Annotated in this window: 23 protein-coding genes and 1 pseudogene; 6 read left to right on the forward strand and 18 right to left on the reverse strand. The window is 59.8% G+C overall.

Annotation, left to right across the window (positions count from 1 at the left end; genetic code table 11):
• Positions 1-93 precede the first annotated feature (93 nt).
• From ACI5FR_RS16930 to uptA, 4 genes and pseudogenes are all read right to left on the reverse strand, one after another.
• Positions 94-720 (reverse strand): MBL fold metallo-hydrolase, encoded by a 627-nt coding sequence (locus ACI5FR_RS16930; RefSeq protein WP_405456341.1) that lies wholly within the window; start codon positions 718-720, stop codon positions 94-96.
• Positions 720-1,286: a thioredoxin family protein gene (locus ACI5FR_RS16935; protein ID WP_405456342.1), complete on the reverse strand. Its 567-nt coding sequence runs from the start codon at positions 1,284-1,286 to the stop codon at positions 720-722. The genes ACI5FR_RS16930 and ACI5FR_RS16935 overlap by 1 nt, the downstream gene beginning before the upstream one ends.
• 75 nt (positions 1,287-1,361) lie before the next feature.
• The gene (locus ACI5FR_RS16940; RefSeq protein WP_405456435.1) at positions 1,362-1,829 is read right to left on the reverse strand and encodes a nuclease-related domain-containing protein; all 468 of its coding nucleotides are present in this window, start codon (positions 1,827-1,829) and stop codon (positions 1,362-1,364) included.
• Between the two features lie 30 nt (positions 1,830-1,859).
• A pseudogene (gene uptA, locus ACI5FR_RS16945) lies at positions 1,860-2,462 on the reverse strand (undecaprenyl phosphate transporter UptA); the annotation flags it as partial.
• Between the two features lie 188 nt (positions 2,463-2,650).
• Here uptA and ACI5FR_RS16950 point away from each other — a divergent pair.
• Positions 2,651-3,100 (forward strand): cupredoxin domain-containing protein, encoded by a 450-nt coding sequence (locus ACI5FR_RS16950; protein ID WP_405456344.1) that lies wholly within the window; start codon positions 2,651-2,653, stop codon positions 3,098-3,100.
• A gap of 75 nt (positions 3,101-3,175) precedes the next feature.
• On the forward strand, positions 3,176-3,487 hold the full coding sequence (locus ACI5FR_RS16955; protein ID WP_405456346.1) for a dehydrogenase: 312 nt from the start codon (positions 3,176-3,178) through the stop codon (positions 3,485-3,487).
• 247 nt (positions 3,488-3,734) lie between these two features.
• On the opposite strand, the gene ACI5FR_RS16960 is transcribed toward ACI5FR_RS16955, so the two are convergent.
• The 5 genes from ACI5FR_RS16960 to map all read right to left on the reverse strand — a co-directional run bounded on the left by ACI5FR_RS16960 (position 3,735) and on the right by map (position 9,679).
• Positions 3,735-4,523 (reverse strand): NAD(P)H-binding protein, encoded by a 789-nt coding sequence (locus tag ACI5FR_RS16960; protein WP_405456348.1) that lies wholly within the window; start codon positions 4,521-4,523, stop codon positions 3,735-3,737.
• 4 nt (positions 4,524-4,527) lie between these two features.
• Complete coding sequence (locus ACI5FR_RS16965) at positions 4,528-6,171, reverse strand: sensor domain-containing diguanylate cyclase (RefSeq protein WP_405456351.1); 1,644 nt, start codon at positions 6,169-6,171, stop codon at positions 4,528-4,530.
• A gap of 148 nt (positions 6,172-6,319) precedes the next feature.
• A complete protein-coding gene (locus ACI5FR_RS16970; RefSeq protein ID WP_405456353.1) occupies positions 6,320-8,104 on the reverse strand; it encodes a B12-binding domain-containing radical SAM protein in 1,785 nt (594 codons plus the stop codon).
• Between the two features lie 170 nt (positions 8,105-8,274).
• Complete coding sequence (locus tag ACI5FR_RS16975) at positions 8,275-8,532, reverse strand: hypothetical protein (protein WP_405456355.1); 258 nt, start codon at positions 8,530-8,532, stop codon at positions 8,275-8,277.
• A 391-nt stretch (positions 8,533-8,923) separates the two neighbouring features.
• Positions 8,924-9,679, reverse strand: coding sequence for a type I methionyl aminopeptidase (gene map, locus ACI5FR_RS16980; protein ID WP_405456356.1), 756 nt, complete (start codon positions 9,677-9,679; stop codon positions 8,924-8,926).
• Positions 9,680-9,805: 126 nt separating this feature from the next.
• Between map and ACI5FR_RS16985 the strand changes: the two genes are divergently transcribed.
• Complete coding sequence (locus tag ACI5FR_RS16985) at positions 9,806-10,861, forward strand: acyltransferase (RefSeq protein ID WP_405456357.1); 1,056 nt, start codon at positions 9,806-9,808, stop codon at positions 10,859-10,861.
• A 38-nt stretch (positions 10,862-10,899) separates the two neighbouring features.
• On the opposite strand, the gene ACI5FR_RS16990 is transcribed toward ACI5FR_RS16985, so the two are convergent.
• From ACI5FR_RS16990 to ACI5FR_RS17010, 5 genes are all read right to left on the reverse strand, one after another.
• Positions 10,900-11,262, reverse strand: a complete 363-nt coding sequence (locus ACI5FR_RS16990; protein WP_405456360.1) for a LysM peptidoglycan-binding domain-containing protein — start codon at positions 11,260-11,262, stop codon at positions 10,900-10,902.
• 156 nt (positions 11,263-11,418) lie between these two features.
• The gene (locus ACI5FR_RS16995) at positions 11,419-11,787 is read right to left on the reverse strand and encodes a DUF4383 domain-containing protein (RefSeq protein WP_405456362.1); all 369 of its coding nucleotides are present in this window, start codon (positions 11,785-11,787) and stop codon (positions 11,419-11,421) included.
• A 772-nt stretch (positions 11,788-12,559) separates the two neighbouring features.
• Entirely contained in the window at positions 12,560-13,198 is a 639-nt protein-coding gene (locus tag ACI5FR_RS17000; protein ID WP_405456437.1) for a thiamine diphosphokinase, read from the reverse strand.
• Positions 13,199-13,352: 154 nt separating this feature from the next.
• Positions 13,353-14,006 (reverse strand): YigZ family protein, encoded by a 654-nt coding sequence (locus ACI5FR_RS17005; protein ID WP_405456364.1) that lies wholly within the window; start codon positions 14,004-14,006, stop codon positions 13,353-13,355.
• A 33-nt stretch (positions 14,007-14,039) separates the two neighbouring features.
• Positions 14,040-15,395, reverse strand: a complete 1,356-nt coding sequence (locus tag ACI5FR_RS17010) for a glucose-6-phosphate isomerase (protein WP_405456367.1) — start codon at positions 15,393-15,395, stop codon at positions 14,040-14,042.
• A gap of 157 nt (positions 15,396-15,552) precedes the next feature.
• Between ACI5FR_RS17010 and ACI5FR_RS17015 the strand changes: the two genes are divergently transcribed.
• The 3 genes from ACI5FR_RS17015 (at position 15,553) to ACI5FR_RS17025 (ending at position 18,359) form a co-directional block, all read left to right on the forward strand.
• The gene (locus ACI5FR_RS17015; protein WP_405456369.1) at positions 15,553-16,866 is read left to right on the forward strand and encodes an NAD(P)-binding domain-containing protein; all 1,314 of its coding nucleotides are present in this window, start codon (positions 15,553-15,555) and stop codon (positions 16,864-16,866) included.
• Between the two features lie 99 nt (positions 16,867-16,965).
• Positions 16,966-17,256, forward strand: a complete 291-nt coding sequence (locus tag ACI5FR_RS17020; protein WP_405456370.1) for a hypothetical protein — start codon at positions 16,966-16,968, stop codon at positions 17,254-17,256.
• Between the two features lie 128 nt (positions 17,257-17,384).
• Positions 17,385-18,359 (forward strand): aldo/keto reductase, encoded by a 975-nt coding sequence (locus ACI5FR_RS17025; RefSeq protein WP_405456373.1) that lies wholly within the window; start codon positions 17,385-17,387, stop codon positions 18,357-18,359.
• Positions 18,360-18,411: 52 nt separating this feature from the next.
• On the opposite strand, the gene ACI5FR_RS17030 is transcribed toward ACI5FR_RS17025, so the two are convergent.
• The 4 genes from ACI5FR_RS17030 to tkt all read right to left on the reverse strand — a co-directional run bounded on the left by ACI5FR_RS17030 (position 18,412) and on the right by tkt (position 24,701).
• Positions 18,412-20,223, reverse strand: a complete 1,812-nt coding sequence (locus ACI5FR_RS17030) for an ABC transporter ATP-binding protein (RefSeq protein WP_405456374.1) — start codon at positions 20,221-20,223, stop codon at positions 18,412-18,414.
• Positions 20,220-21,974 carry an ABC transporter ATP-binding protein gene (locus ACI5FR_RS17035; protein WP_405456377.1) on the reverse strand — a complete coding sequence of 585 codons (1,755 nt, stop codon included), beginning with the start codon at positions 21,972-21,974 and terminating at the stop codon, positions 20,220-20,222. Before ACI5FR_RS17035 ends, ACI5FR_RS17030 begins: the two co-directional genes overlap by 4 nt.
• A gap of 335 nt (positions 21,975-22,309) precedes the next feature.
• On the reverse strand, positions 22,310-22,621 hold the full coding sequence (gene ppnP / locus ACI5FR_RS17040; protein WP_405456379.1) for a pyrimidine/purine nucleoside phosphorylase: 312 nt from the start codon (positions 22,619-22,621) through the stop codon (positions 22,310-22,312).
• A 61-nt stretch (positions 22,622-22,682) separates the two neighbouring features.
• Positions 22,683-24,701, reverse strand: coding sequence for a transketolase (tkt, locus tag ACI5FR_RS17045; RefSeq protein ID WP_405456382.1), 2,019 nt, complete (start codon positions 24,699-24,701; stop codon positions 22,683-22,685).
• Positions 24,702-24,761 lie beyond the last annotated feature (60 nt).

A 24,761-nucleotide genomic window follows, 5' to 3' on the forward strand; every position in this document is an offset into this window, starting at 1 on the left:
AATTATAACCTATAGATAGCCCCGATGATTCCAAAAAAACCCGCTCTTCGGCCATTAGGCCCGAAAGCGGGTTGTTCTCATCCATCATCACGTTCACACATAAGGATTATGCGCCCGTTCGTAGCCGATTGTCGTCAAGCCGCCGTGGCCCGGGTACACCTTCACATCGTCCGCGAACTCGAACAACGTCCCATGGATCGACTCCAGCAGCTCGCGCTCGCTGCCGCCCGGCAGATCGGTGCGGCCGACCGACAGCCGGAACAGCACATCGCCGCTGAACAGATGCTGGCCGGCGTACAGGAAGCTGACGCTCCCCGGGGAATGGCCGGGCGTATGGAACACCTGCAGCGCTTCCCCGTCCGGCAGCGGGATCGTCATCCCGGTATCGAGCGCGTATTCCGCGGGATCGCTCTCGATCCGGGCTCCGAGCTCCGGCCAGCGCAGCGAGCCGTTCTTCTTGGCGTCGGTCAGCCAGTCCGCCTCCGCATCGTGCAGGTAGACCGGGCAGCCCTTCAGCTTGCGAATCTCGTCCACGCCGCCGATATGATCGAAGTGCGCATGCGTCAGCAGGATGGCGTCGATCTGCATGGCCTCGATCCGATTGATCAGCGGCTTCGGGTTCATCCCGGGGTCGATGATCACCCCGCGGCTGCCATCCTCCGTGCTGAGCAAGTAGGCGTTCGTCCCGATCGGGCCGAGCTCGAACTTCTCGATCTTCATCACAGGCCGGACACCAAGTCGCGAAGCTCGCGTACGATCGTATGCTGGTAGCCGTAGCCTTCGCCGTATTGTGCGATCATCTCGGCACGGGCGACTTTGAGCCTGTCGTCATAGCCTTCGGCCGTGCGGTCCGGGTTCTCCGCCTTGAAGCGCCGCAAGACGTCCTGAACATGCTTCGGACGAGGCCCCCAAGTCCCGAGCGTGAACCCGCCGGTGTCCGCGAAAATCACGACCGGGATCGACTCGCCGCCATCGGTCAGGAACTGCGCCATCACATCGGGATGCTCTTCCTTGATCAGCACCTCGACCGGCATGCCGGAGTTCTCGAGCGCCCGGAACACGACCGGGATGTTGCGCACGACGTCGCCGCACCAGTCGGCCGCGATGATCAAGCACCGCAAATCGTCGCGGTTGCTCACCGATTCGAAGAATTCCTTTTGCTCGTCCGACTCCCACTGGAAGGCGTTGTAATAGTCCAGGAATTTCTCCTGGTTCTTCGTCATGCCGTCAATGAATTGCTGCGGCTCGAGGCCTTGCCCCAGCTTGTTCGCCAAATTCGCGCCCATCGGAATCCCTCCTAGAAAATAAGTCCATTTATCCCTTAGTGTAGCACTAACGCCTCCGGAATTCCAAGCGCACCTCTACTTCGTACGCGACTTGCTGTGCTCTTCGATCAGCCCAACGATCTCCTGAACCTGCTGCTCGCTCAGCGTTTGCTTCGGCTTGTACCCCCGAATGTAAGAAACGAGCCGATCCGGCTTGAGCGCAGCGAAGGCGGCACTCTCCCCGAGCAGCCGGGCGTCCGGGTGCGTGAAGCAGACGATTCCTACGACATCGGCTTGTTTATGCTGCTCGCGAAGCAGCTCCTTCAGTACGAACTCATAGCGGTACGACTGCGCGGTCGCATCCTCCTGCCCGGAGCCGGATGCAGCCTCGCCGCCGACCTGAATTTCGCCGGACCAAGGTTTGTTCTCGATATGGAACACCCCGTTCGGGCCGACAACTATGTGTGCGATCCGATGAGCCGCGCTTCCGGAATGCACCTCGAGGCCGTGCAGCACGCGGTATTCGGGTCCCAGCCCGCGCAGCTCCCGTTCCGTATTGTGCATCTCGGCGGCGGTATAACCGCTCGCGAACGATTTCTTCTTGGACCGCGTCCACAGCTTGTACGCCACGAACAGCACGACCGCCGCGATCGCCGCCCACATCAGGAGTTTCACGTAAGGCGCCGCCTTCTCGTCGATCGCCTCCCAGTTCTCGCCTAGCGTCTTGCCTAGGTAGACGAATAGGATGGACCAAGGAATGATGGCCAGCGTGGTCAGCACCGTGAACTTCAAGAGCGGCATACGCACGATCCCGGCCGGGATCGAGATCGCATGACGCACGACCGGGATGAACCGGGCGGAGAAAATAACCCCCGTGCCGTACCGGTTGAACCATTTTTCCGAGAGGTCGATGTGATGCTTGTTGATGAAAATGTACTTCCCGTACCGTTCCAAGAAAGGCCGGCCGCCGTAGCGCCCGATCCAATAAACGAAAATTTGGGCGATGGTCCCGCCGATGACGCCGAACAGCACCGCCATCCAGAAGTTGATGTCTCCTGTGGAGACGAGATAGCCCCCGAACGCCAGCACAATTTCGCTGGGAATGATCTCGATCATAAGACCGAGCATAATGCCCCAATGCCCGAGATGGGTGATCCATTGCATAACCGTGTCGACCAAATGGTGTACTGCATCCATCATCCGAATCTCTTCCTACTTTCCTATAGTTTGGCACTCGCCGATTTGTCCCTCCTATTCTATCACAAATCGACGTGCGCCCGCATCTTGGGCCCCGTCCCGCTCCCCGAACATCGCTAGGCATGCGAAGACAAGCCCCCGCATATAGCTAGTACTAAATAAGCTCTAACACTGAAGGAGGCGTATCCGTGATCCGAATTTTCGTTCTGCACCGCAAGCAAATGCTGCTGATCCTGGGCTTGATGCTGCTCGCTGTCTTCACATGGATGTACTTTGAACGCGACCAGATCCGAGCTGCGATGAGTCCGACTCCGACCACGGAACGGACCATTCATCTCGTCACCGGCGAATTCGAAGGCAAGACGGCCGAAGGGAAAGAAATCGAGGCTTACCGCTGGGACCCGGGCACGATCGTCGTGGAGAAGGGGGAAAAGGTGAAGCTCGTCATCCGCGGCGTGAGCGGCATGAGCCACCCGTTCATCATCGAAGGGCTTAATATTAAAGGCGAGGTGAAGCAGGACAAAGAAACCGTCGTGACGTTCCAAGCGGACAAGGAAGGCACCTATCGCCTCATCTGCCTGACGCATCCGGACGCCGCCCACAACGGACCGATGATCGCTTACATCGTAGTCGACTAGCTGCCTGGAACGGCGCGGAGTAGCCTATTCCCGCCCTGCTGCATACTGTGGTAGGGAGAGGAAGGGATCAGCCGCATGCAACCGACGAATGAAAAGCATAAAGCCCCGCTGCCTACGCTTCGCAAGCTGAGAAGGGCCTGCAACAACGAATTGTACCGCACCGTCAAACGAATGAAGATTTGGATTCCGCCCGCTCAGCTCGTGGAAGCGGAGGATCTGTACTTGAAGAAGGTCGTGCTCAACCTGCCGTTTATCGTGGAGAATAGCAGCAATCGCAAGCTGCTGTCGGATTGGTGGGACGAGAATGTGTGCCCGGAGATCGCTCAGCTGTGGAATGTGGAACCGGCGCTGCTCTCACGCTGCTTCCGCGAGGCCTTCGGGGGGTAGCTGAAAAAGAACTTGATGCCCGAGAAACCCGGTCCTGGACCGGGTTTTAACTTTGTTAGGAGAAGGAAAACCTCCCTCATGTTGTGCGGGTATCCTCGAACGGGCCGCTACGTGAGGGAAAACCTCCCTCTCTTCGGCCCGAAGTCGCTCCAATCGAGCGGAATCCGGCCGAGATGAGGGAGGTTTTCCCTTTCATTAGTCCATTTTCGAGACAATCGAGCGAAAATGAGGGAGGTTATTCCCCTCCTCAGCGTGCATACCGCTGAGCGAGCTCGGCGATGCGATCCGACGCGTAGACGATCGCATCGCCCGCGCCTGCCGCCGCCGCGCCTCCCGCCTCCTCCGAGACGGCGGCTTGCACCATCGCCATCGCCACGGCCCGGCCGGCGATGGGCTTGTACTTGCGGAGCGGCCCGCGCAGCACGGCGCTCCACAAAGGGGCGAGCGCGGCGGCGATCCGCTCGCCCGCGCGCACCTCCTGCCGCTCCCCGAGCAGGAGCGAGGGGCGGAAGATGTGGAGGCGCGGCAGCCCAAGTCCGCGGAGCGCTCGCTCGACATCGCCCTTCACGCGGCTATAGAAAATCCGCGAGCGCGGATCGGCTCCCATCGCCGTGACGATCAGCAGCTGCGCCGCACCACTCGCCTTCGCGAGCCGCCCCAGGGCGAGCGGGTACGCGTAGTCGACTTGGCGGAACGCCTCCTGGGAGCCGGCCTGCCGGATCGTCGTGCCAAGGGCGCAGAACACGTCCGCGTCGCGCAGCACGTCTCCCGCCGCCCCGGCCAAAGCTTCCTCGAGCCGGTCATACGCCACGACCCGCTCCTCCAGCTTCGGATGAGGGGGGATGGCGCCCGGCCGCCGCGTAAGCGCAACGACCCGTGCATAGCGCGGGTCGTCCAGCAGCAGCTTCACCAGTTCGATCCCGACGAGACCGGTCCCACCGGCGACAACGGCCTTCCGTCCCTTCACGCTGGGCTGGGCAGGCCCATCGCCAGACGCACCGCCCCCCGCCATCGTACCTCCGATCCGTTCCCGCATGCGATCAGGCGCCTCCCTTCGACTCCTTATCCTTATCCTTATCCTTATCCTTATCCTTATCCTTATCCTTATCCTTGTCCTTGTCTTTATCCTTGCCCTCGTCCTCCTCGGCCGGCGCCGGCTCCGCCACGACGCGGTTCCGGCCGCGGTGCTTCGCCTTGTACAGCGCCTTGTCGGCCCGCTCGATCATGTCCTCCAGCACGTTCGTGCCGTACTGGCGCACCGTGCTGTTCTGCGTCACGCCGATGCTGACACTGAGGCGGATCGTGATCGCCTCTTCCCGATACGGCGAGCTCTCGACCCAGGTGCGGATCCGCTCCGCCAGCTCCTGCCCCTGCTGCAGGTCGCAGTTCGTCGCCAGCACGACGAACTCCTCGCCTCCGTAGCGGGCGACGACGTCCGACGTCCGCACGCAGCCGACGAGCACCTCGGCGATGTGCTTCAGGACACGGTCGCCGATCAAGTGCCCGTACCGGTCGTTGACCGACTTGAAGTAGTCGGCGTCGATGAGCAGGACGCTGCACGGGCTGCCGGCGCGCAGCGAAGACATCATCATTTTGTTCCCTTCATTCATCAGGAACCGCCGGTTGTAGACCTCCGTCAGATGGTCGACGACCGCCGATTCCTCCAAGAGCAGCACCGTCGATTGCAGCTTTTCCGACATGACGTTGAAATTGTCCGACAGCTCCCGCAGCTCGGACGGCGCCGAATCGATCACTTGCCGGTCAATCTGGTAGCCATACTGGCCTTCACGAATACGCGTCGTCCCGTGCAGGAGATGGCCGATGACGTCCTCCATCCGGCGGGTCAGCGACAGCGCGAGCACGTAGCAGATGAGCAGAATCCCCAGCGTAATGACAACCATCACCTTGAGCAGCGTGTAATAAGGCCGGAACACCTCTTTGTAGGCGAGCTCTCCCACGATGATCCAGCTGTGATCCTGCGTCCACGAGAAGGCGCCGAACACCTTCGTCCCATCCGGGTTCAAGTAAGCGGACGTATCCTGCCGGTTCGCCAGCGCGCGCTCGAAGATCGCCGTTACATATTGGCGGCTCAGCCGGGTTTCGTCCGACCCCGGGACAGCCTTCGTAATCCGGTAGCCGTTCCGATTCAAGATATACGTCTCTCCCGTGGTGCCGAGCTGGAACTGATGCATCAGCTCATCGAGGGTATTGAGGCGAACCGAACCCGCGACCCCGCCTTGGAAGTCCCCGCTCGGCCCGACGACGGGCGATATGAAGACGACGATCAGCCGACCGGTCACCCGGCTCTCGATCACGTCGGACACATAATCGCTCTTCTTTGCAGCGGCGAGGAAATAATCCCGGTCCCCCACATTCGTGCTGCCGCCCGCTCCCGAGCTGTTCCATTGGATTACACCCGACTTGTCAATGAACGAGAGCGTATCGTAATCCGGATGCGTCAGCGTGAACTGTTCGAATTCCGATTTTATCCGATTCAGGTCAATTCCCGCGCGACCCGTCATGGAGGCCAAGTAGCGAATATCCGCTTGACGCTCGGCCTTCCACTTATCTATGAACTGGCTCTGCAGGGTAACCGTTTCTTGCAGCGTATTGAACGTCTCCTGCTCCTTAATGATGCGTACGAGTAAAGCAAATGAAAGCAAGATGAGCACGCTCATCCCCATAATAATGGCTCCGACCCAGAATCGGAAACGCCCTCTAAACGAAGAGATACGAAACATTTTAAACATTGATCTCATGGAGGCACTTCACCCTCTTCAACGACTGGGTCCTACCGTTGCGCCATACTTCCAGCCTGGGCTGATCTTCTATTCAATTCCCGGATTCCACCGCAAGTGCCGCCCGGTCCTCCGGCAAGCTGTAGATGCGCGAAGAGGCGCCGGATTCCGGGTCAAAATAAGCGATAAGGATCGACGAGCGGTCGGTCTCCACAGCTCCAGCGGCCAGATACCGCGCCAGGTCGAATGGGACGCGCTCCAGCGCCGTATGCTTGTGAAGCTCCTTCTCGCCCAAGCTAAGTTCCCCAAAGCCGTCTCCCTCGACCCGCTCCGGGTGCGCGGCCATCAGCCGCATCCACGCCGTCTGCTCGTTTTTGTCCATGGAGAACGTCCACCACGTCTTACGCGGCTTGTATTTGTGATTCAGGAAGTAATCCAGCTTCATCAGCCCTTGAACGACCTCCATGTCCGCGGTGCTCCGATCGAGCAGGAATGTCTGCAGCCGCGCGAACAAGTCCTCCAGCTGATGCCCGATGCGCTGCCACCCTTGGGCGTCCCAGTAGTCGCCGAACTGCTGGAAGAAGTCAAACGGCGTCTCGAAATGCTCGCGAATCAAATACTCGACCGTATGGTCCAACCTGTGGGCGTTCCAATATTTCTCCAGTACATCCTCCACCCGCTTAATCCGTACGATATCCGAGAACGGCAAGATCCGGTTGCCCAGAATCTCGTAGGGCGAGTGGTCCATGTACACGTAGCCGTACTTCTCGGCGTCCCGCCGCAGGCCGGTGCCGCGCAGCATCTTCAGGAAGCCGAGCTGCAGCTCCTCCGGCCGCAAGGCGAACACGTCGTTGAACGTTTGGCGGAACGAGGCGTAATCCTCCTCCGGCAATCCGGCGATCAGATCCAAGTGCTGGTCGATCTTCCCGCTCTCCTTGATCTTCGTCACCGTCCGCGTCAGCTTGGCGAAGTTCTGCCGGCGCATCACGAGCGCATTGGTCTCGTCGTTCGTCGACTGCACCCCGATCTCGAACCGGAAGACGCCCGGAGGCGCATGCTCGGCTAGGAAATCGAGCACTTCGGGCCGCATAATATCGGCGGTAATCTCGAACTGGAACACGCAGGACCCGCCGTGGTTGTCGATCAGGAATTGAAATATCTCCATCGCGTAGTCGCGCTTGATGTTGAACGTCCGGTCCACGAACTTGATCAACTTCGCTCCGGATTGGATCAAGTGCAACAGATCGGCCTTCGTCCGCTCCATGTCGAAATACCGCACGCCTACCTCAATGCTGCTCAGGCAGAACTGGCAGCTGAACGGGCAGCCCCGGCTCGTCTCGAAGTAGACGACCCGCTTGCCGAGGGCCGCGTAATCCTCCTCGAAGCGATGCGGCGACGGGATCTCGTTCAGCTCCAGCTTCGGCCGGCCGGGGTTCACTACAACCTCGTCCCCTTTCCGGTAGGTGATCCCGAATACGAGATGGAACTTGCGCGTCGTCCGCAGCTCTCTTAATAGATGGAGGAACGTCTCTTCCCCTTCTCCCATCACGATATGATCGACCTCGGGCACCCGACGCATCCATTCTTCCGTATCGTACGACACTTCGGGACCGCCCAGCACGATCGTCAGCTCCGGCTTGATTTTCTTCAGCATCCTTACTACTTGTATCGTCTCTTCGATATTCCAAATGTAGCAGGAAAACCCGAGCACGTCGGGATTTTTTTGATACAGGTCCGCCACGATGTTCATCGCCGGGTCTTTTATAGTATATTCGGCCATCTCCACGTCGAACTCCCCTGCGCAAAAAGCTTTCAAATAGCGCAAGGCAAGGCAGGTGTGAATATATTTGGCGTTCAAGCTGGATACGATTACATTCATGCGTGCATTCCCTCTTCGTCTGCCTATGTCTTACCGTCTCGCTCAATCGGCTTGCATACTCATTCTACATGGAATTGTGCCGCAATACAAAAGAAAACCAGCCCTCCGGATCTCCCCGGTTCGGACTGGCATTGCGATTCGAAATTTCGGCTGTCGGCCGGCTCTCGGCCTCAGCTCGTCTGCGAGGCGGCGGCAAATTCTTCCGTAGCGGAGAAGGACTCCGTCAGCGGCACGTAGACGTCCGGATCGAAGTCAAGCTCGACCGGGGTTTGCTCGGGTACAAGCCACCGGCTCGCTTGCGTCAGCATGATCTGCTCGACCTGCTCCTTGCGGGCGAGCAATTGCTGCCGATCCCCTTCCGCCTCGTCGAGTACGAGCTTGAGCCGCATCCGTTCCTCCATCCACATGGCCAACTGGTATAAAATCATCCCTTCCACTCCTTTCCGTCTGCTATCATTGTAAATCCCGAACATGAAATTCTTGTTAGCGGAACATTAGCGCAGCATTAACTTTGTGTGACAAAGCGGTTACAGCCGGCTCGATTACTAGTATGACCCATTCCCCCAAAATGTAGAATGCCCCGGAGGCCGCTTCCGGAATGCTTTTTTTCAACGAAACGTTCCCTACCGTTTCGTCCCGCGATGGAGTAAAGTAAAGGTATCCCAAAGAAGGGAGTGATGCAAATTGGTACAAACGGATAAGGTGATTGACCTGTAGCCGGAATTTCGATTCCGCCGCAGGGCAAGCAGGGGCTGCCCCTTAAGTAGATTCATTCTACTCTAGGGACAGCCCCCATCTTTTTTTATGCCCTTCTACACCCTAGCAGTCGCCCTGGTCGGTCAGAATGATCGGCCCGGCTTCGGTGATCGCGATCGTATGCTCATACTGCGCGCACAGGCTGCCGTCCACCGTCTTGGCGGTCCAGCCGTCATCCTCGATATACGCGGCATAACCGCCCGAAGTGATCATCGGCTCGACGGTGATCACCATGCCGGCCTTGAGCCGTACGCCCTTGCCGGCCACGCCGTAATGAAGCACTTGAGGCTCTTCGTGCATCGAGCGCCCGATCCCGTGTCCGGTGAAATCACGCACGACCCCATATCCGTGCTGCTCGGCGTACGATTGGATCGCATGCCCGATGTCTCCCAACCGATTGCCCACGACCGCCTGCTGGATCCCCAGGTACATGCTCTTCCGCGTCACGTCCAGCAGCTTCCTTGCCTGCGGCGAGACGTTGCCCACCGCGTACGACCAGGCCGAATCGGCCAGCCAACCGTCTTTGTTCACGACCATGTCGATCGTGACGATATCTCCGTCCCGCAGCACCTGCGCGCCCGGGAACCCGTGGCAGATCACATCGTTCACCGAGGCACACGTGGCGTACTCGTAGCCGTGGAAGCCTTTTTGCTCCGGGGTGGCTCCGTGCTCCAGCATGAAGCGCTCGGCGAACTGGTCGATCTCTCCCGTTGTGACCCCCGGCCGGATTCGTTTGCGAATTTCCTTATGACACGCAGCCAGAATCGCGCCTGCTTTGCGCATCGCTTCGATCTGGGCTTTCGATTTCAATTCCGTCATGAACGTAATGAACCTCCTTTGGGTACAGCATGATCTTTGCCTTTTTGAACAATCCTATTCAGTAGAAAGCGCACACGTTTTCAAGTATACTAGGTGCAACCCTGATAAGCGAGAGGTAGAGCCAAATTGAGAAAACCGAGATTATTCGAGCTGGACATCGTCCGTGCCGTCGCCATCACTGCCGTCCTGCTCATCCACGGTACCGCTTCGGCTACGGTGGACCTGCCGCTGGGCAGGATGCAGGTGTTGTACAAGCTGGTGAACAGCTTGAGCTATTACGCCGTCTTCCTGTTTATTTTCCTCAGCGGGCTCGTGCTGTTCTACAGCTATATGGATTCGTGGAATGTTCGCCAGATCTTCACCTTTTACCGCAAACGGCTTCAATATATCGTTCTGCCGTATTTGATCTGGGCCGTGTTTTATTATTTGTACAACCCTGCCGTAACCCCGGGGTGGGGAGTGGAGTGGAATTGGCCCAAGTTCCTTGAGGGTCTAGCTTGGGGCGAGACTGGGTATCACCTTTATTTTATGATCATCATTGTCCAGTTTTATGCTCTGTTCCCGATCGTCGTTAGCCTTGCAAAGGTCTGGTCCGGGTTCAGGCGCTACCTATGGGTGTTCGGGCTGGCCGTGCAAATAGGCGCATACTTGTTTCATTTGTACATAGCACCGATGGAGCACCGCGTCACGTGGTTCTTCACCTACTTCGGGCTGTTCTGCATCGGGGGATCGATCGGCATGTACTACGACCGCTTCCTGGGGTGGCTGAACCGCAATATTTGGTGGGTCCCGGCGGTTACGGTCGCACTCGGGATGATGTATGCCGGACTGACCATCTTGGGGCAATACGGCATTACCTACGGTCAGCATTTGTTCGAGCTTACGTTCAACTCCTATGCGCTCTTCGTCGGCCTCAGTTCCATCTGGATCGGTCGTCACATGCTCACGGCAGCGCCTAGGTTGGCGAAGCTGCTCTCGTCCATGGGTGCCGCTTCGTTCGGCATCTACTTCATCCATCCGGCCGTGCAGCTGATCTGGATGAACGAGGTGCAGGCGTCTCCGCTTAGCTCCATGTATCATGCAGTGACATGGGGCGGGATTCTCCTGATCTTCACGGTGCCTTGGCTGATCGTCTGGGCGCTTAAGCGCGTGAAAGGGAGTTGGATTTTGTTCGGCAAATAGGGCAAAGGCGGCAGGGGTCGGAGGTTCTCAGTCGGTGGTCAGCGAGTAGAGGGAGGCAGTCGATCGATCCGCAGCTCCTGCCGGGTCATGCGCCCGCGCAGCCGGTTCATCTCTTGCTCCAGCTGGCTGACTCGCTTCTTCAGCAATTGGATCTCCAGCTGCAGGGCGATGTTCCGCTCCTCGAGCAGGTCGACCCTCCGTTCCTGCTGACCTCCGGCCCGCGGTACTGTCGTCGGCAGTGGGGTAGGCGCGGGCAGGGGCCACGGGATGAGGAGCGTCTGCCCGGCCTCCAGGGGGGTCGGGCGCTCCATGCCGTTCGCCTGCATAAGCGCCGGCACGCTCACTCCATACTGCGCGGCGATCGAGTACAAGGTGTCGCCGGGTTGAACGACCACATTCATGCGCGTCCGCCCTCCCTTTCCCGTCCGGAATGGTACAGTATATGCAAACGCCGGGCCCTTGACCCCCGCGAATCGAACCCCAAGAGCCTCGCTCTCCCCGGCCGGATGGTCGGAGAAGGCGAGGCTCTTGGCCGTCTTGCGGGTGTGGGCGCGCGCTTAGTTCATCTTGGATTTCAGCTTGACGGTTTGAATCGTTTGGGCTGTGAAGCCCAGGTACAGGCCGATGACGCCGACTACGAGATGGAGCACGTTCTCGGCATTCTCCATGTGCATGAGGCCGAGCATATCCGGCAGCACCATGCCCAGGATGCCTAGCACGACATAGAGGAGGCCGACGGTCTTGGCGAACTTGATCGCCGTGTCTTCCGATCGCATGGCCCAGATGCCGGCGGCTCCGATCCCGAGGTGGATGATGTTATGCAGGAGGTCGAAGTGAATCATGCCGAACAGCTCATGCGTGAAGAAGCCGGTCAAGCCCAGTAGCAAGAACAACACGCCGACCAAACCCGCAAACGGTTTTACCATGTGTACTCCTCCTTTATTGGTTGTGCTACTTTATCCATATGAACCTGTCCGGGGAAAAAGTACAAGTTGGCTTGTATAAAGTTTGTTGGCGGGGCGCGGCGGAGTGCTGGGGATGGGTGCGGGGTGCGGGGGGTACGGGGGTTGCGGGGGGTGCGGGGGTTGCGGGGGTTGCGGGGGTTGCGGGGGGTGCTGGGTTGCGGGGTTGCGGGGGGTTGCGGGGGTTGCGGAGGTTGCGGGGGTTACGGAGGTTGCGGGGGTTACGGGGGTTGCGAGGGTTGCCGGGGTGCGGGGTGCGTGGGGGTTGCGGGGGTTGCTGGGTTGCGGGGTTGCTCGGATTTTTGCTCGGGTTGCGGGATTGGATGGGGCCGCTGGGTGTGCTTGGTTAGATAGGATCGATGGGTTTATGGGTTACCTTGGTTCTCTCGCTGGTCGGCATCAGCTGATACGCTCGATCCGTGCAGTTGGTTGGGTTTCCTTGAGTGGACTTGGCCTTCCACTAGTTAAGCAAAGCTTACAATTTGCAAGCCTTTCCTTACTATTCTGAAGCCAATTGGCGGTTATTGCGCCCATAGTAAACCAAACTTAGCTTAATAGGTAAGCGCGCCTTACTATTAACTAAAGATTGGTTTACTAAAGCTCAAAAACGGCCAGTTTCCCGCCAGTTTTGTAAACTTCCCCCCGCTTAATAATAAACTTCGGTTTACTAGCGCCCCACACAGGTACGCCAAAAAGCCCCGCCAACGGCCGAACACACCGCGGCGGGGCTAGAAACTTAATCTCGGCTCTGAATGACGAGCAGCAGGCCTTCCCGGACCGTGACCCGGCCCTCGGGCTCGAGCAGCACGTTGCTGATCCCGAGCGACTGCCCGATGGTCAGCGTAGCGTCCGTCAGCGGGTACTGGAAGCCCGCAAGGGTAATGCCATGCACGTCCGCCGTCAATGGGAGCAGCGAGACGTTGTCGTACCGGCCGCGGGCCACGACGGCCGGCGTGTCGGGACCCGCGAGGCGCACCTCGTTGTACGCATCGACGATGCGGCAAGAGACGCCTCGCGCAAGCGCTTGCCGCAGCAAGTGCACGTTCGCGAGCGAGTGGTCGAAGCGGGTGCCGAGCGCGCCGAGGAGCACGACCTCCTGCGGCGGGTCCGGCTGCGCTTCCAGCGCGCGGACGAACGCCATCTCCGTGTCGGTCCAGTCCTTCAGGACCGGATCGCACGCTTCGAAGCGGCGGCTCGCGGCCTCGATGTCGGCGAGCTCCTCGGCGGTGACCGAGTCGAAGTCGCCGAGCGCCAGATCGGGCGTCAGCCCGTGACGCACGAGGAACAGCGCGCCGCGGTCCGCGCCGATGAGCGTGTCGCCGGGCCGCACTTCGCCCAGCGCCCACTCACCGAGCGCGCCTCCGGTGAAGATCAGCGCGCGCCGCCGAGCGGCCTGCGAGTCCGCGCCCGCGGTGGCGGAGCCTGCGGACTCGGGACCCGCAGCACCAGTGCCTGCAGACTCACGACCTGCAGCAGCCACAAACCCAACAGCGGCAGCACCCGCCTCGTCCAGCTTCAGCCTAGCGCCCCTAGCCGTCTCCGACGGCCGGCTGCTCTTCATGCTCGACATAGCGCGCCTCCCCCTCGACAATGTCGGCTTGGCCTTGCGTCAGGTCGGTCATCCACGCGGTGAACCGCTCCCGTTCGGCGTACAAAGGCAAGCAGACGAGCGTCACCTTGTCGGTGAACGCCGTCTCGCCCATCAGCATGCCGCGGCCGCGCAGCTCGTTCTCCACCTTGCCGAGCCAGGTGTAGTCGATCGCGACGCGCACCTCTTGATGGAGCGCCCGGTACACCGGCTCCGCCGCCGCGAGCCCAGCCACAGTCGCGTCGGTATAGGCGCGGACGAGTCCGCCCGCCCCCAACATGATGCCGCCGAAGTAACGCGTCACGACAACGACGACATTTTTCAGCTTCTGGTGCTTGATCACCTCGAGGATCGGCTTGCCCGCCGTGCCGCTCGGTTCTCCGTCGTCCGAAGCTTTCTGGAACTGGTCGCGCTCCCCCACGACATAGGCCGAACAATTGTGGGTGGCCGACCAATGCTCCTTCTTGATCTGTTCGATATACGCGATCGCCTCGTCCTCCGTCTCCACCGGCTTCACGTGCCCGATGAACCGGGATTTCTTAATGACGATCTCGGCCGCCTCGCTGCGCCGGACCGTCCGATACACTTCCAGCACCGCGCCGCACCGCCTTTCCTGTCACAAACTCGCTTACTTGTCCAGTCGGGCTTCCAGCTCCGCCTTCTCTTTCTCGAACCCCGGCTTGCCCAGCAGCGCGAACATGTTCTTCTTGTACGCCTCAACACCCGGCTGATCGAACGGATTGACCCCCAGCAGGTAACCGCTGATGCCGCACGCTTTTTCGAAGAAATACACCATATACCCGAACGAATACGCGGAAATATCCGGAATCGTCACGATCAGGTTCGGCACGCCGCCGTCGGTGTGGGCCAGCATTGTGCCTTGGAACGCCTTTTTATTGACGAAATCCATCGTCTGCCCGGCCAGGAAGTTCAGCCCGTCCAGGTTGTCCGCATCGGTCCCGATCACGATCTCTTCCGGCACCCGCGATACTTGGATCACCGTCTCGAACAGGTTGCGCGACCCCTCCTGCACGAATTGCCCCATGGAATGCAGATCCGCCGAGAAATCGACCGAAGCCGGGTACAAGCCTTTGTGGTCCTTCCCTTCGCTCTCCCCGTACAGCTGCTTCCACCATTCCGAGACGTAATGAAGCGAGGGCTCGTAGTTGACGAGAATCTCGATCGCCTTGCCTTTACGGAGCAGCGCATTGCGCACGGCGGCATATTGGTAACATTCGTTGCGGCTCAGATCGGGGTCGGCATAGGCGACCGATGCGTCGCGCGCGCCCTTCATCATCGCCTCGATGTCGATGCCGGCCGCAGCGATCGGGAGCAGCCCCACCGCGGTCAGCACGGAATAGCGGCCGCCCACGTCGTCCGGAATGACGAACGTCTCGTAGCCTTCGGCATCGGCCAGCTGTTTGAGCGCCCCCCGGGCCCGATCGGTCGTCGCATAGATGCGCTCCCGCGCGCCGGCTTTGCCGTACTTCTTCTCCAGCACCTCGCGGAAAATCCGGAACGCAATCGCCGGCTCCGTCGTCGTCCCCGATTTGGAGATGACGTTGACCGAGAAATCTTTGCCCTCCAGCAGCTGCAGCAAATGCGTCACGTATGTAGAACTGATGTTGTTGCCTACGAAATAAATCGCGGGGGTGGTCCTCCGGTCCGGGGACAGCATATTATAGAAAGAGTGCGACAGCATCTCCACCGCCGCCCGCGCGCCGAGGTAGGATCCGCCGATTCCGATGACGACGAGTGCCTCGGAGTTCGATTGAATCCGCTTGGCCGCCTGTCCGATCCGGGCGAACTCTTCCTTGTCGTAATTGGTAGGCAGATCGATCCAGCCCAAGTAATCCGAGCCGGCTCCGGTTCCCTTATGCAGCTGCTCGTGCGCGAGACGGACGGGCTCCGCAAAATAGTCGATTTCATGTTGATTCACGAACGTCAGCGCCTTGCTGTAGTCAAAATGAAGCCTTTCAGTCATGGGACAACTCCCTTTCAAATTTTTAAACTTAGCATACTTGAATTGCACCGGCAAAACAAGTGAAGCGGCACGATTCCCTTCAGGTAGCGGAAGTGCTACAATGATGGAATGGAATGGAAGCGTAGGCCTGCTTCCTAGTAGAGTTAGAGGTGACTAAATGAAGAAGATCGGCTTTATCGGCCTTGGCACGATGGGGGCAGCCATGGCTGCGAATTTAGTGAAAAAAGGGTTCCCGGTTAGTGTATACAATCGTACGTTGGACAAGGCGGAACATTTGGTCGGACTGGGGGCGTCCTTGGCGGCCACTCCGGCAGACGCTGCCCGGCACGTCGACGTGCTGATCACAATGCTGAGCCACGATAACGCGATCCGGCAAATTTTTTACGACGCTTACGGGGTCTTGGAGGGCATCCGACCTGGGATGACCGTGATCGATTGCAGCACGATCTCTCCGCATACGAGCAAGACGTTGTATGCCGAGCTCGCCGAGCACAGCGTACGGTTCCTAGATGCGCCCGTGACAGGCAGCAAGCCGCATGCGATCGAAGGGTCGCTCACTTTCATGGTTGGCGGCGACGAAGGGGTCCTGGAGGAGCATCGGGACGTATTCGAAGCGATGGGCAAACGCGTCATCCATATGGGACCCGCCGGTTCCGGCTCCTACGCCAAACTCGCGAACAATACGATCGCGGGGATCAACGCGCTGGCCTTTATCGAAGGCTTGTCGCTCGCGGCCAAAGCGAACGTCAACTTGGAGAAATTCATGGAAATCGTCCAATCCGGCGGGGCAGGCAGCCGGCAGGCGGAGCAGAAGGGCCCCAAGATACTGGACCGCAATTTCGACGTCCAGTTCTCGATGCAGCTCATGCACAAGGACCTGCGGCTCGCTACCCAGCTCACAGACCTGCTTCAGTTGACCGCCCCCTTGCTCGGCATGGCGAAGAACGTGTTCGAGATGGGCCTCAGCAAAGGACTGGGCGAGCAGGATCTATGCGCCGTCGCTCAGTTGTATGAAGAGTGGATGGGCGCATCGATTCAGCGGAACGCGGCTCCGTCGGCGGAAGCGATCCTGCAGGCGGAGAAACCGTTCGTGGAACGAAGGAAGAGTGTCCGGCTGCCGATGGACATCCCGCTCCTGCTGTCCGTGTACCAGTGGGAGCAGGAAGGCGCCTTCTCCGGTCAAAATATCGAGGGCACCCTCTTCGATCTGTCCGACAGCGGACTGCAGATTGCGAGCCGGTTCCCGCTGGCGCAGGATATGTTCGTCGTCATCCATTTCCCGCAGGAAGCGGAGTTGCCTCCGATCACGGGACGCATTATCCGAATCCAGCCTGAAGATGATTGGTTCCATTACGGCTGCCTGCTCTCCGGCCTCCCGCCTTCCACCCGCATCAAGCTGGAGGAGTACATCCAGAGCCATCTGAGACGGGAACAAGAGGGAGAAGAAGACGAGGACGGGGAAGAGTTGTGAGCAAATAAAAGCAGCGATAGTCAGGGACGAAAGCATTTAGTCCTGGGCTGTCGCTGTTTTCATTCTAGGAGCGTTTTTCAAAAAAGATACAATGGGCTGTTGCCTGAACTTGCTCTTCCTCATAAGCTAAAACGAGTGAATCTTGCCTTTAATATAGCGGAGGAGAGCGGAGCCAGCTTTGTTGAAAACTTAGGGCTCTTCGGACAAATCCTGGTAGTCACCGGAGAGGTGATTCTTTTGGTCGGCCAAGCTCTTGCCATCGAGCAAGCGAGACAAGAAGCCATTCAGGTGCAAATGGAGAAACTGGAGCAGCAACAAGACATGCAGATGCAGTTGGAAGAGATGCAACGACAAATCGATCAGCTCCAAAAGCAGTTAAAAAAGAAGTAGGTGTTGTTTAGATAAACAACACGGATGGCTTTTTTCCCTGCCAGAGGCGGGAGCTCTGCGCAAGTGCCGTGCAAAAGCCGGCCTATATTTGCTATAATTGAGCAAACAGGGCTAGAGGAGGCGTTGGCGTGCGGTATCGGAATTTGGGCAAGAGTGGATTGGAAGTTTCCGTACTAGGTTTGGGTACGAATGCGTTTGGCGGACGTGCGGACAAAGAAGCCTCGATTCGAGTGCTGCACAACGCGGTGGACAATGGAATTACGTTCATTGACACGGCCAACATCTACACGGGCACCAAGTCGGAGGAGATCATTGGCGAAGCGTTCGAAGGGCGGCGTCATGAGGTGATCCTGGCGACGAAAGCAGGCATGAAGCGGGGAGAAGGTCCCCATTCCAAAGGATCCTCCCGTCAGCATATTCTGAAGGAAATCGAAGGCAGCTTGAGTCGTTTGCGTACCGATTACATAGACTTGTATCAGATCCACGCTTTTGATCCGAACACCCCTCTCGAGGAGACGCTCCGGGTCTTGGATGATCTGGTCACCTCCGGCAAAGTGAGGTATGTAGGAGCTTCGAATTATTCCGCCTGGCAGATGATGAAATCCCTCTCCATTAGTGAAAGCAAGCAGCTGGTCAAGTATGTTTCGGTCCAACCCGGCTATTCCTTGGCGGACCGGGGTATTGAGCGTGAACTGATTCCGTTCTGTGTAGATCAAGGGATCGGCGTTATCCCGTATTTTCCTCTAGCAGGAGGCATCCTTACAGGAAAATATGCGGGAGGTGCCGTACCGGCCGGATCGCTGCTGGATAAGAATCCGAACTTTGCTCAGCGCATGGACGCCGCGCGAATGGAATTGGGCGAACAGGTGACGAGAATCGCAGCCGAGATCGGGACGTCGGCCACGGCACTCTCCCTGGCTTGGCTGATGCACCGACCTGCAGTTAGTACGGTGATTGCCGGAGCGACCAGGGAATCGCAAATCGAGGAGAACCTGAAGGCGGTCGACCTTAGCCTTTCCGAAGATATTCTGCAAGCGCTCGATGAAGCAAGCGAAAGCTTTGTTTATGCCCCTCCTTTTGGAAGCGCAGTGCGGCGGAAATAAGTCATTCAAAAAAAGCGCATACCACTCCATGGTATGCGCTTCATTTGTTCTTCTACGCCAAAGAACGCTCAGGCATCGTCCGCTCTGTATTGGGCTCCTCATTCGGTTCCGGTGTCGTTTCCCCCTGCCACAGCAGCTGCATCTCGGTGCTCGTGGCGAGCAGCTCCGCCAGCGTCCCTTCCGCTTCGATCCGGCCGTCCTTCAGCACAAGGATGTGATCCGCCCGCGCCAGTGCCGCCCGCCGGTGGGACACTGCGATGCACGTCACGTCGCGCTCCTGGAACAGCCGCTCCCACAGCTGCTTCTCCGTCTCGACGTCCAGCGCGCTGGACAGATCGTCGAAGAGGAGCAGGTCCGCTTCCGTCAGCATCATCCGCGCGGTAGCCGCGCGCTGGATCTGGCCGCCCGACAGCATGACGCCGCGCGGGCCGACATACGTTTCCAAACCGTCGTTCAAGTCGTCAATGTCCTTCTCCATGACCGCGAGGCGCACCGCACGGGCCATCCCGGCCTCGTCCACGCCCCGGCCCTGGGTGATGTTCTCCCGCAGCGGGTCGCTGAATAGGCGCGGCACCTGTGGCGTATAGGCCGCCCTAGGCGGCACGAGGAAGGTGGCCGGGTCGTCGATGAGCCGGCCGTTCCAGCGGATCGTCCCCGCCTCCCGGGGCAGCAGCCCGAGCATGGACCGGACTAGGGTCGACTTTCCCGACCCGATCCGCCCGGTGACGACGAGGAACTGGCCCCGCTTCAGCCGGAACCGGATATCCTTCACCCCGTTCTCCGAATCCGGATACGTGTAGGTGAGCCCCTCCACCTCGAACCGGTGCAGCCGGTCATCCGACTGAGGCTCGGGCGCCGTTACCTCAGGCGGGTCGCTCTTCAGATAGGTCGGACGATGCTCCACAATCCCATCCTCTTCCCCGGGCCGGAATAACGCCCGCATCCGGTCAAGCGCGATGCGCAGCCTTTTGTGCTGGTACACCATATAGCCAAAGAGCGAGATGCTGTTCGAGAACATGGCGAGATACATGGTGAACAGCGCGAAGTCGCCCACCGTGAACCGTCCGGCCCGCATCTCCGAAGCGCACATCAGCAGGATGACGCCGGTACAGATGCTCAGCACATGCTGGTTGAGCGAGCGCATCCACTGCTTGAACAGGCTGTCCCGGAGCGCGGCTTGGCGCCGCTTCTCGTTCAGCTGCAGGAAGCGGTTCAGGACGTGGTCCTCCGCCCGTCCGAGCTTGACCGCCTGAACGGCGCCGAACGTCTCGGCGATGAAGCCGGTGATACGCCCGGTCGCTTCCCGGTTCAGCTGGCTGTAACGGCGCGCCCGGTCCCCGGACAAGTTGTTCAGCGACGTCACGAGCACTAGCGGCAAGATGGCGACGATCGTGATCCACACATTGATCTGGGCCATGATCCAGATGCTGCCGATCGCGAACGCGAGCCGCCCCCAAAAATCGACCCACGACTCCACGTACTCGACCACTTCGTCGACGTCTTCCCGGAAGCGGCTCATCGCTTCGCCCGGCGAGGCCGGGAGATTGCGGCCCGGCCAGCGCATAATGCCGGTCAGCATGTTCGTCCGCAGAATCGCCTGGAGGTTGTAGATGTAGGTCACCCACTCGTAAAAGGCGAGGAAGAATACCCCGACCCGGGTAAACCGGATCAAGGCCACTACCATCAGCGGCACAGCCAGCCATATATAGTCGGCGGACTGGCTGGTGACGCGGTCGAAAAACCATTGCAGGCCAAGCCCGACAAGCACCGGGATCGAGTGAAACAAGCCCCATAAAAGACCATTCACTATAAATAAGGACAGTCGATATTGTACCAGCCGTCCCATAAAACGGCTTACCGTCATGCCAATTCCTCCAATCGGTCCGTCCGGAGCAGCTGGCCGTAGTGGGAATTCGGATCGTTCGCCAGCGTTTCCCTGGCTCCGAATTCCACGATACGCCCCTCCTCCAGAACGAGGATGCGATCGACGCGCTCCAATGTGGCGAGCCGATGCGCAATAATGATCCCGGTGCATCGCTCGAGCAGCCGGTCTACGGCGGCCTGCAAAGCCGCCTCCGTGGCGCCGTCGAGCCGGGAGGACGGTTCATCCAGAATGACCAGGCTAGGCTGGGTCAGGAACACACGCGTGAGCGCGAACAGCTGGGCTTCGCCGGCCGACAGCGAAGCGCCCCCGCTCGACAGATGCGTATCCAACCCTTCCGGGAGCGCGTCGATCCAAGGCTTCAGACCGAGCTCCCGGGTCGTCTCCAGTATCTCTTCGTCCGTGATATGGCTGCTATACAGGGTCAAGTTGTCGCGCAGCGTGCCGTCGAACAGCTGCACGTCCTGCGTGACCATCCCGACCCTCCGGTACAGGTCTGCGAGCGGAAGCGTGCGGATGTCCACACCACCGACGCGGATCGTACCGCGATTGATATTGTACAGCCGGAGCAGGAGGCGGCTGATGCTGGATTTGCCGCTCCCCGTACGCCCCACGATCCCGAGCCGTTCGCCGGGGCGAAGCGAGAAGTGAATGTCCCGGAGCACCATGTTCTCCGGCTGATAGCCGAAATGCACGTGCTCGAATTCCACCTCGAGCGGACCTGCCGGCAAGACGCCACCATCTCCCCGGCCGTCCTGAATCTCGCTTCGCTCCGACAGCAGCTCGAGCGCGCGGCGCATGCCCGATTTGGCCCGTTGGAACTCCTGCATCTGATTGCCGAGCTGCTCCATCGGATCGTTCAGCATCTGTGTGTATTGGAAGAACAGGAACAGCGTACCGAGAGTTACCGCGCCGTTCAGGTACAGCCGCACGCCCATCAGCAGGACGACCGTCACCGAGACCGTGAACAGCACCACGGTTACATTCCAGGGCACGACCCGCCGCATCCAAGCTTTGACCCCGCGAACGGCCACGTTCCGCATAGCGCGGTGAAACCGGTTCAGCACATACGGCACGCTGCCGCTTGTCTGCACGTCTTCTATGCCGGCGATCCGCTCTTCGATGAGCCCGTATAGGGCGGCGCTCGCCTGACGCTCCGTCTGCGAGCTGGACACCCCCAGGTTGCGGATGAGCAGCATGGCACCGATGGAGAGGCAAGTGAACAGCGTCATCACCGCTGCGATCGGGCCATTGTACGTGAACATGAAGCCCAGAATGCCGGCCAGGAGAATAAAGCTGCCGACGATCTGGACGATAAACATGGCAAAAAAATTCGACATATACGTCACATCGCCGTCGATGCGCTCGATCATTTCGCCCGGCGTCTTCAGGTTGTGGAACCGCATATCAAGCCGCAAGGTATGCTGCAGCAGATCGGCCCGCAGCCGGTTCGTCGCCCGCCAGGCGACGTCATTGCCGAGGAAGCTGATCGCCACCGTGCCCAGCTGACTGAACACCGCGATGACCAAGTACACGCCGGCGAGCGCCATCAGGCTGGAGACGGCCCCTTTCGCCGCGGCCGTGTCGATGAAGCGCTGCACGATTTGCGGATGGATCAGCTGGAGCCCTGTAGACACGAGCAGCAGCGAGAGGAGGAGCAGCATCCGGCCCTTGACCGGGACGAGATAGCGGAGCAGCCACCCGATAGAAGCCGATTTGTTGTTGGTAGACATGTATATCACGACCTTTCCAGAAAAACGCAAAAAACCCCAGACTCCCCGTCTGGAGCGAAACACACGATGATTCGTGCAAACCCTCGTAGTTCGGGTCTTCAGCCGACGGAAGCAAGCGTATGCAATTGAAGTTGCGGTGCCGGAACAGGATGCTGCATCGCTTGGGACCTCCTCATTCGACCCGGATCGGAATGCGTTATTGTTACACTATAGCACAGTCGCACGCCGCGTAGACGAGGAATTTTAAATAAACTCGTTTTCTCCGAAACGTAAGAAAAAGGCCCGCTCGCCCACCAACGGGGACGAAACAGGCCTTTCCTTAGTGCGGGTGATGCTCAGCCGAACGAGCAAATATACGACGTAATCGACTTCACGTCCACCTTGAACTTCGAGTTCGCCGGGACGTCGAATTGCGTGCCGCCGGAGAACGGCTTCCACTCCGTCTCGCCGGGCAGCAGGGCGAGCAGGTCGCCGGACAGGAACTTCATGATCTCGCTCGAGTCCGTGTTGAACTCGAATTGACCGGGCAGCATGACGCCGAGCGTCTTCTTGGAGCCGTCCGGGAACACCACGGTATGGCTCGTGACTTTGCCGTCGAAATACACGTTCGCTTTGTGCAGAACCGTTACATTCTCAAATTGGGACATCGATGGGGGCTCCTCTTCCATGAAAATTCAGTGCAATACAGTTTACCCGACTACCCTACGCTTACAGCAGCGCCTTCACCTTGGACACCACGTTCGCCACGGTGAAGCCGTACTCGGCGATGATCTTGTCGCCCGGCGCGGAGGCGCCGAACTTGCTGATGCCGAGAATCGCGCCGCCGTCGCCGACATAGCGCTCCCAGCCGAGCGGGTACGCCATCTCGATGGCGAGACGGACTTTCACTTCCGGCAGGATGACCGAATCCTTGTACGCCTGCGGCTGCTTCTCGAACAGCTCCCAGCTCGGCATGCTGACGACGCGCACTTGGATGCCTTCCTCCGCCAGCTGCTTCTGCGCCGCTACGGCGAGCTGCACCTCCGAGCCGGTTGCGAGCAGCTGCGCCTGCGGCTTGCCGTTCGTGGCGTCCGCCAGCACATACGCGCCGCGGCCCAGGTTCGCGAACGCCAGCTCGTCCGAGCCCGGCAGCACCGGCAAGTTTTGGCGCGTCAGCACGAGCGCGAACGGCGTGTCGTTGTGGCTCAGCGCATATTGCCACGCCGCCGAGGTCTCGTTCGCGTCCGCCGGACGCAGCACGGTCATGCCCGGGATGACGCGCAGCGCGGGCAGCTGCTCGATCGGCTCGTGCGTCGGGCCGTCTTCGCCGACGCCGATGGAGTCGTGCGTCAGCACGAAGATCGCCGGCAGCTTCATCAGAGCGGCGAGCCGCACGGACGGGCGCAGGTAGTCGGAGAATACGAAGAACGTGCCTCCGTACGGGCGCAAGCCGCCGTGCAGCATCATGCCGTTCAGGGCGCAGCCCATCGCGAATTCTCGGACGCCGAACCAGAAGTTGCGGCCGCCGTAGTTCGCCGCGCTGTAGTTGCCGGCGTCCTTGATCATCGTGTTGTTCGAGCTCGCGAGGTCCGCGGAGCCTCCGACCAAGTACGGCACGCGCTTCGCGATCGCGTTCAGCGCATTGCCGGACGCGGCGCGGGTCGCCAGCGGCTTGTCCGCCGGCGTGTACTTCGGCAGGTCCGCGTCCCAGCCCTCAGGCAGCCGTCCGCTCGCCGCGTCCTCGAATTGCTGAGCGAGCTCCGGATACGCCTGGCGGTACTCCGCGAACAGAGCGCGCCAAGCGGCTTCCGCTTGCTCGCCGTTCGCCTTCACCTTGGCGTAGTTCGCGCGCACTTCGTCCGGCACGAGGAAATCCGGCTCCTCCGGCCAGCCGTAGAACTGCTTCGTCAGCTTCGTCTCTTCCTTGCCGAGCGGCGACCCGTGCGGGCCGGCGTGACCGCCCTTGCCGCCCTTGTTCGGGCTGCCGTAGCCGATCGTCGTCTTGACCTCGATCAAGGTCGGACGGGTCGTGTCAGCCTTCGCCTCCGCGATGGCGCGATCGATCTCGCCCAGATCGTTCTGATCCTCGACGCGCAGCACTTGCCAGCCGTACGCCTCGAAGCGCTGCTGCACATTTTCCGAGAACGCCATGTTCAAGTCGCCGTCCAGCGAAATATCGTTCGAATCGTACAGCACGATCAGCTTGCCCAGCTTCAGATGGCCGGCGAGCGATACCGCTTCCGACGATACGCCCTCCATCATATCGCCGTCGCCGCAGATGACGAACGTGTAGTGATCCATCACATTGAACCGGTCGCGGTTGTAGGCGGCGGCGAGATGCGCTTCGGCCATCGCCATGCCGACCGCCATCCCCATCCCTTGGCCAAGAGGACCGGTCGTAGCGTCGACGCCCGCGGTGTGCCCGAACTCCGGATGCCCCGGCGTGCGGCTGCCCCACTGGCGGAAGCTCTTGAGATCGTCGATGGTGACGTCATACCCGCACAGGTGCAGCAGGCTGTACAGCAGCATGGAGCCGTGGCCGGCCGACAGCACGAAGCGGTCGCGGTTAATCCAGCTCGGATTCGACGGGTTGTGGCTCATTTGCTGCGTCCACAGGACGTACGCCATCGGGGCGGCGCCCATGACCATCCCGGGATGGCCGGAATTGGCTTTCTCGATCGCGTCGATCGCGAGGGTGCGGATCGTGTTGATGGACAGTTGATCTAAAGTTGGATTCGGTTGTGACAAGGTTTTAGCCTCCCTTTTTATAGTGCGGTGTGTATGTAAACTACGGCTTGCAGCATGCTC

This window comes from Paenibacillus sp. HJGM_3 (assembly GCF_045062745.1).
Classification (GTDB): Bacteria; Bacillota; Bacilli; order Paenibacillales; family NBRC-103111; genus Paenibacillus_AA.

What these genes read in the sequence shown, in the direction of transcription:
- ACI5FR_RS16930 (WP_405456341.1), bottom strand. Translation starts at nt 720, where the DNA reads ATGAAGATCGAGAAGTTCGAGCTCGGCCCGATCGGGACGAACGCCTAC.
- ACI5FR_RS16935 (WP_405456342.1), bottom strand. Translation starts at nt 1,286, where the DNA reads ATGGGCGCGAATTTGGCGAACAAGCTGGGGCAAGGCCTCGAGCCGCAG.
- ACI5FR_RS16940 (WP_405456435.1), bottom strand. Translation starts at nt 1,829, where the DNA reads ATGCACAATACGGAACGGGAGCTGCGCGGGCTGGGACCCGAATACCGC.
- ACI5FR_RS16955 (WP_405456346.1), top strand. Translation starts at nt 3,176, where the DNA reads ATGCAACCGACGAATGAAAAGCATAAAGCCCCGCTGCCTACGCTTCGC.
- ACI5FR_RS16960 (WP_405456348.1), bottom strand. Translation starts at nt 4,523, where the DNA reads ATGCGGGAACGGATCGGAGGTACGATGGCGGGGGGCGGTGCGTCTGGC.
- ACI5FR_RS16965 (WP_405456351.1), bottom strand. Translation starts at nt 6,171, where the DNA reads ATGGGGATGAGCGTGCTCATCTTGCTTTCATTTGCTTTACTCGTACGC.
- ACI5FR_RS16970 (WP_405456353.1), bottom strand. Translation starts at nt 8,104, where the DNA reads ATGAATGTAATCGTATCCAGCTTGAACGCCAAATATATTCACACCTGC.
- ACI5FR_RS16975 (WP_405456355.1), bottom strand. Translation starts at nt 8,532, where the DNA reads ATGATTTTATACCAGTTGGCCATGTGGATGGAGGAACGGATGCGGCTC.
- map (WP_405456356.1), bottom strand. Translation starts at nt 9,679, where the DNA reads ATGACGGAATTGAAATCGAAAGCCCAGATCGAAGCGATGCGCAAAGCA.
- ACI5FR_RS16990 (WP_405456360.1), bottom strand. Translation starts at nt 11,262, where the DNA reads ATGAATGTGGTCGTTCAACCCGGCGACACCTTGTACTCGATCGCCGCG.
- ACI5FR_RS16995 (WP_405456362.1), bottom strand. Translation starts at nt 11,787, where the DNA reads ATGGTAAAACCGTTTGCGGGTTTGGTCGGCGTGTTGTTCTTGCTACTG.
- ACI5FR_RS17010 (WP_405456367.1), bottom strand. Translation starts at nt 15,395, where the DNA reads ATGACTGAAAGGCTTCATTTTGACTACAGCAAGGCGCTGACGTTCGTG.
- ACI5FR_RS17015 (WP_405456369.1), top strand. Translation starts at nt 15,553, where the DNA reads ATGAAGAAGATCGGCTTTATCGGCCTTGGCACGATGGGGGCAGCCATG.
- ACI5FR_RS17030 (WP_405456374.1), bottom strand. Translation starts at nt 20,223, where the DNA reads ATGACGGTAAGCCGTTTTATGGGACGGCTGGTACAATATCGACTGTCC.
- ACI5FR_RS17035 (WP_405456377.1), bottom strand. Translation starts at nt 21,974, where the DNA reads ATGTCTACCAACAACAAATCGGCTTCTATCGGGTGGCTGCTCCGCTAT.
- ppnP (WP_405456379.1), bottom strand. Translation starts at nt 22,621, where the DNA reads ATGTCCCAATTTGAGAATGTAACGGTTCTGCACAAAGCGAACGTGTAT.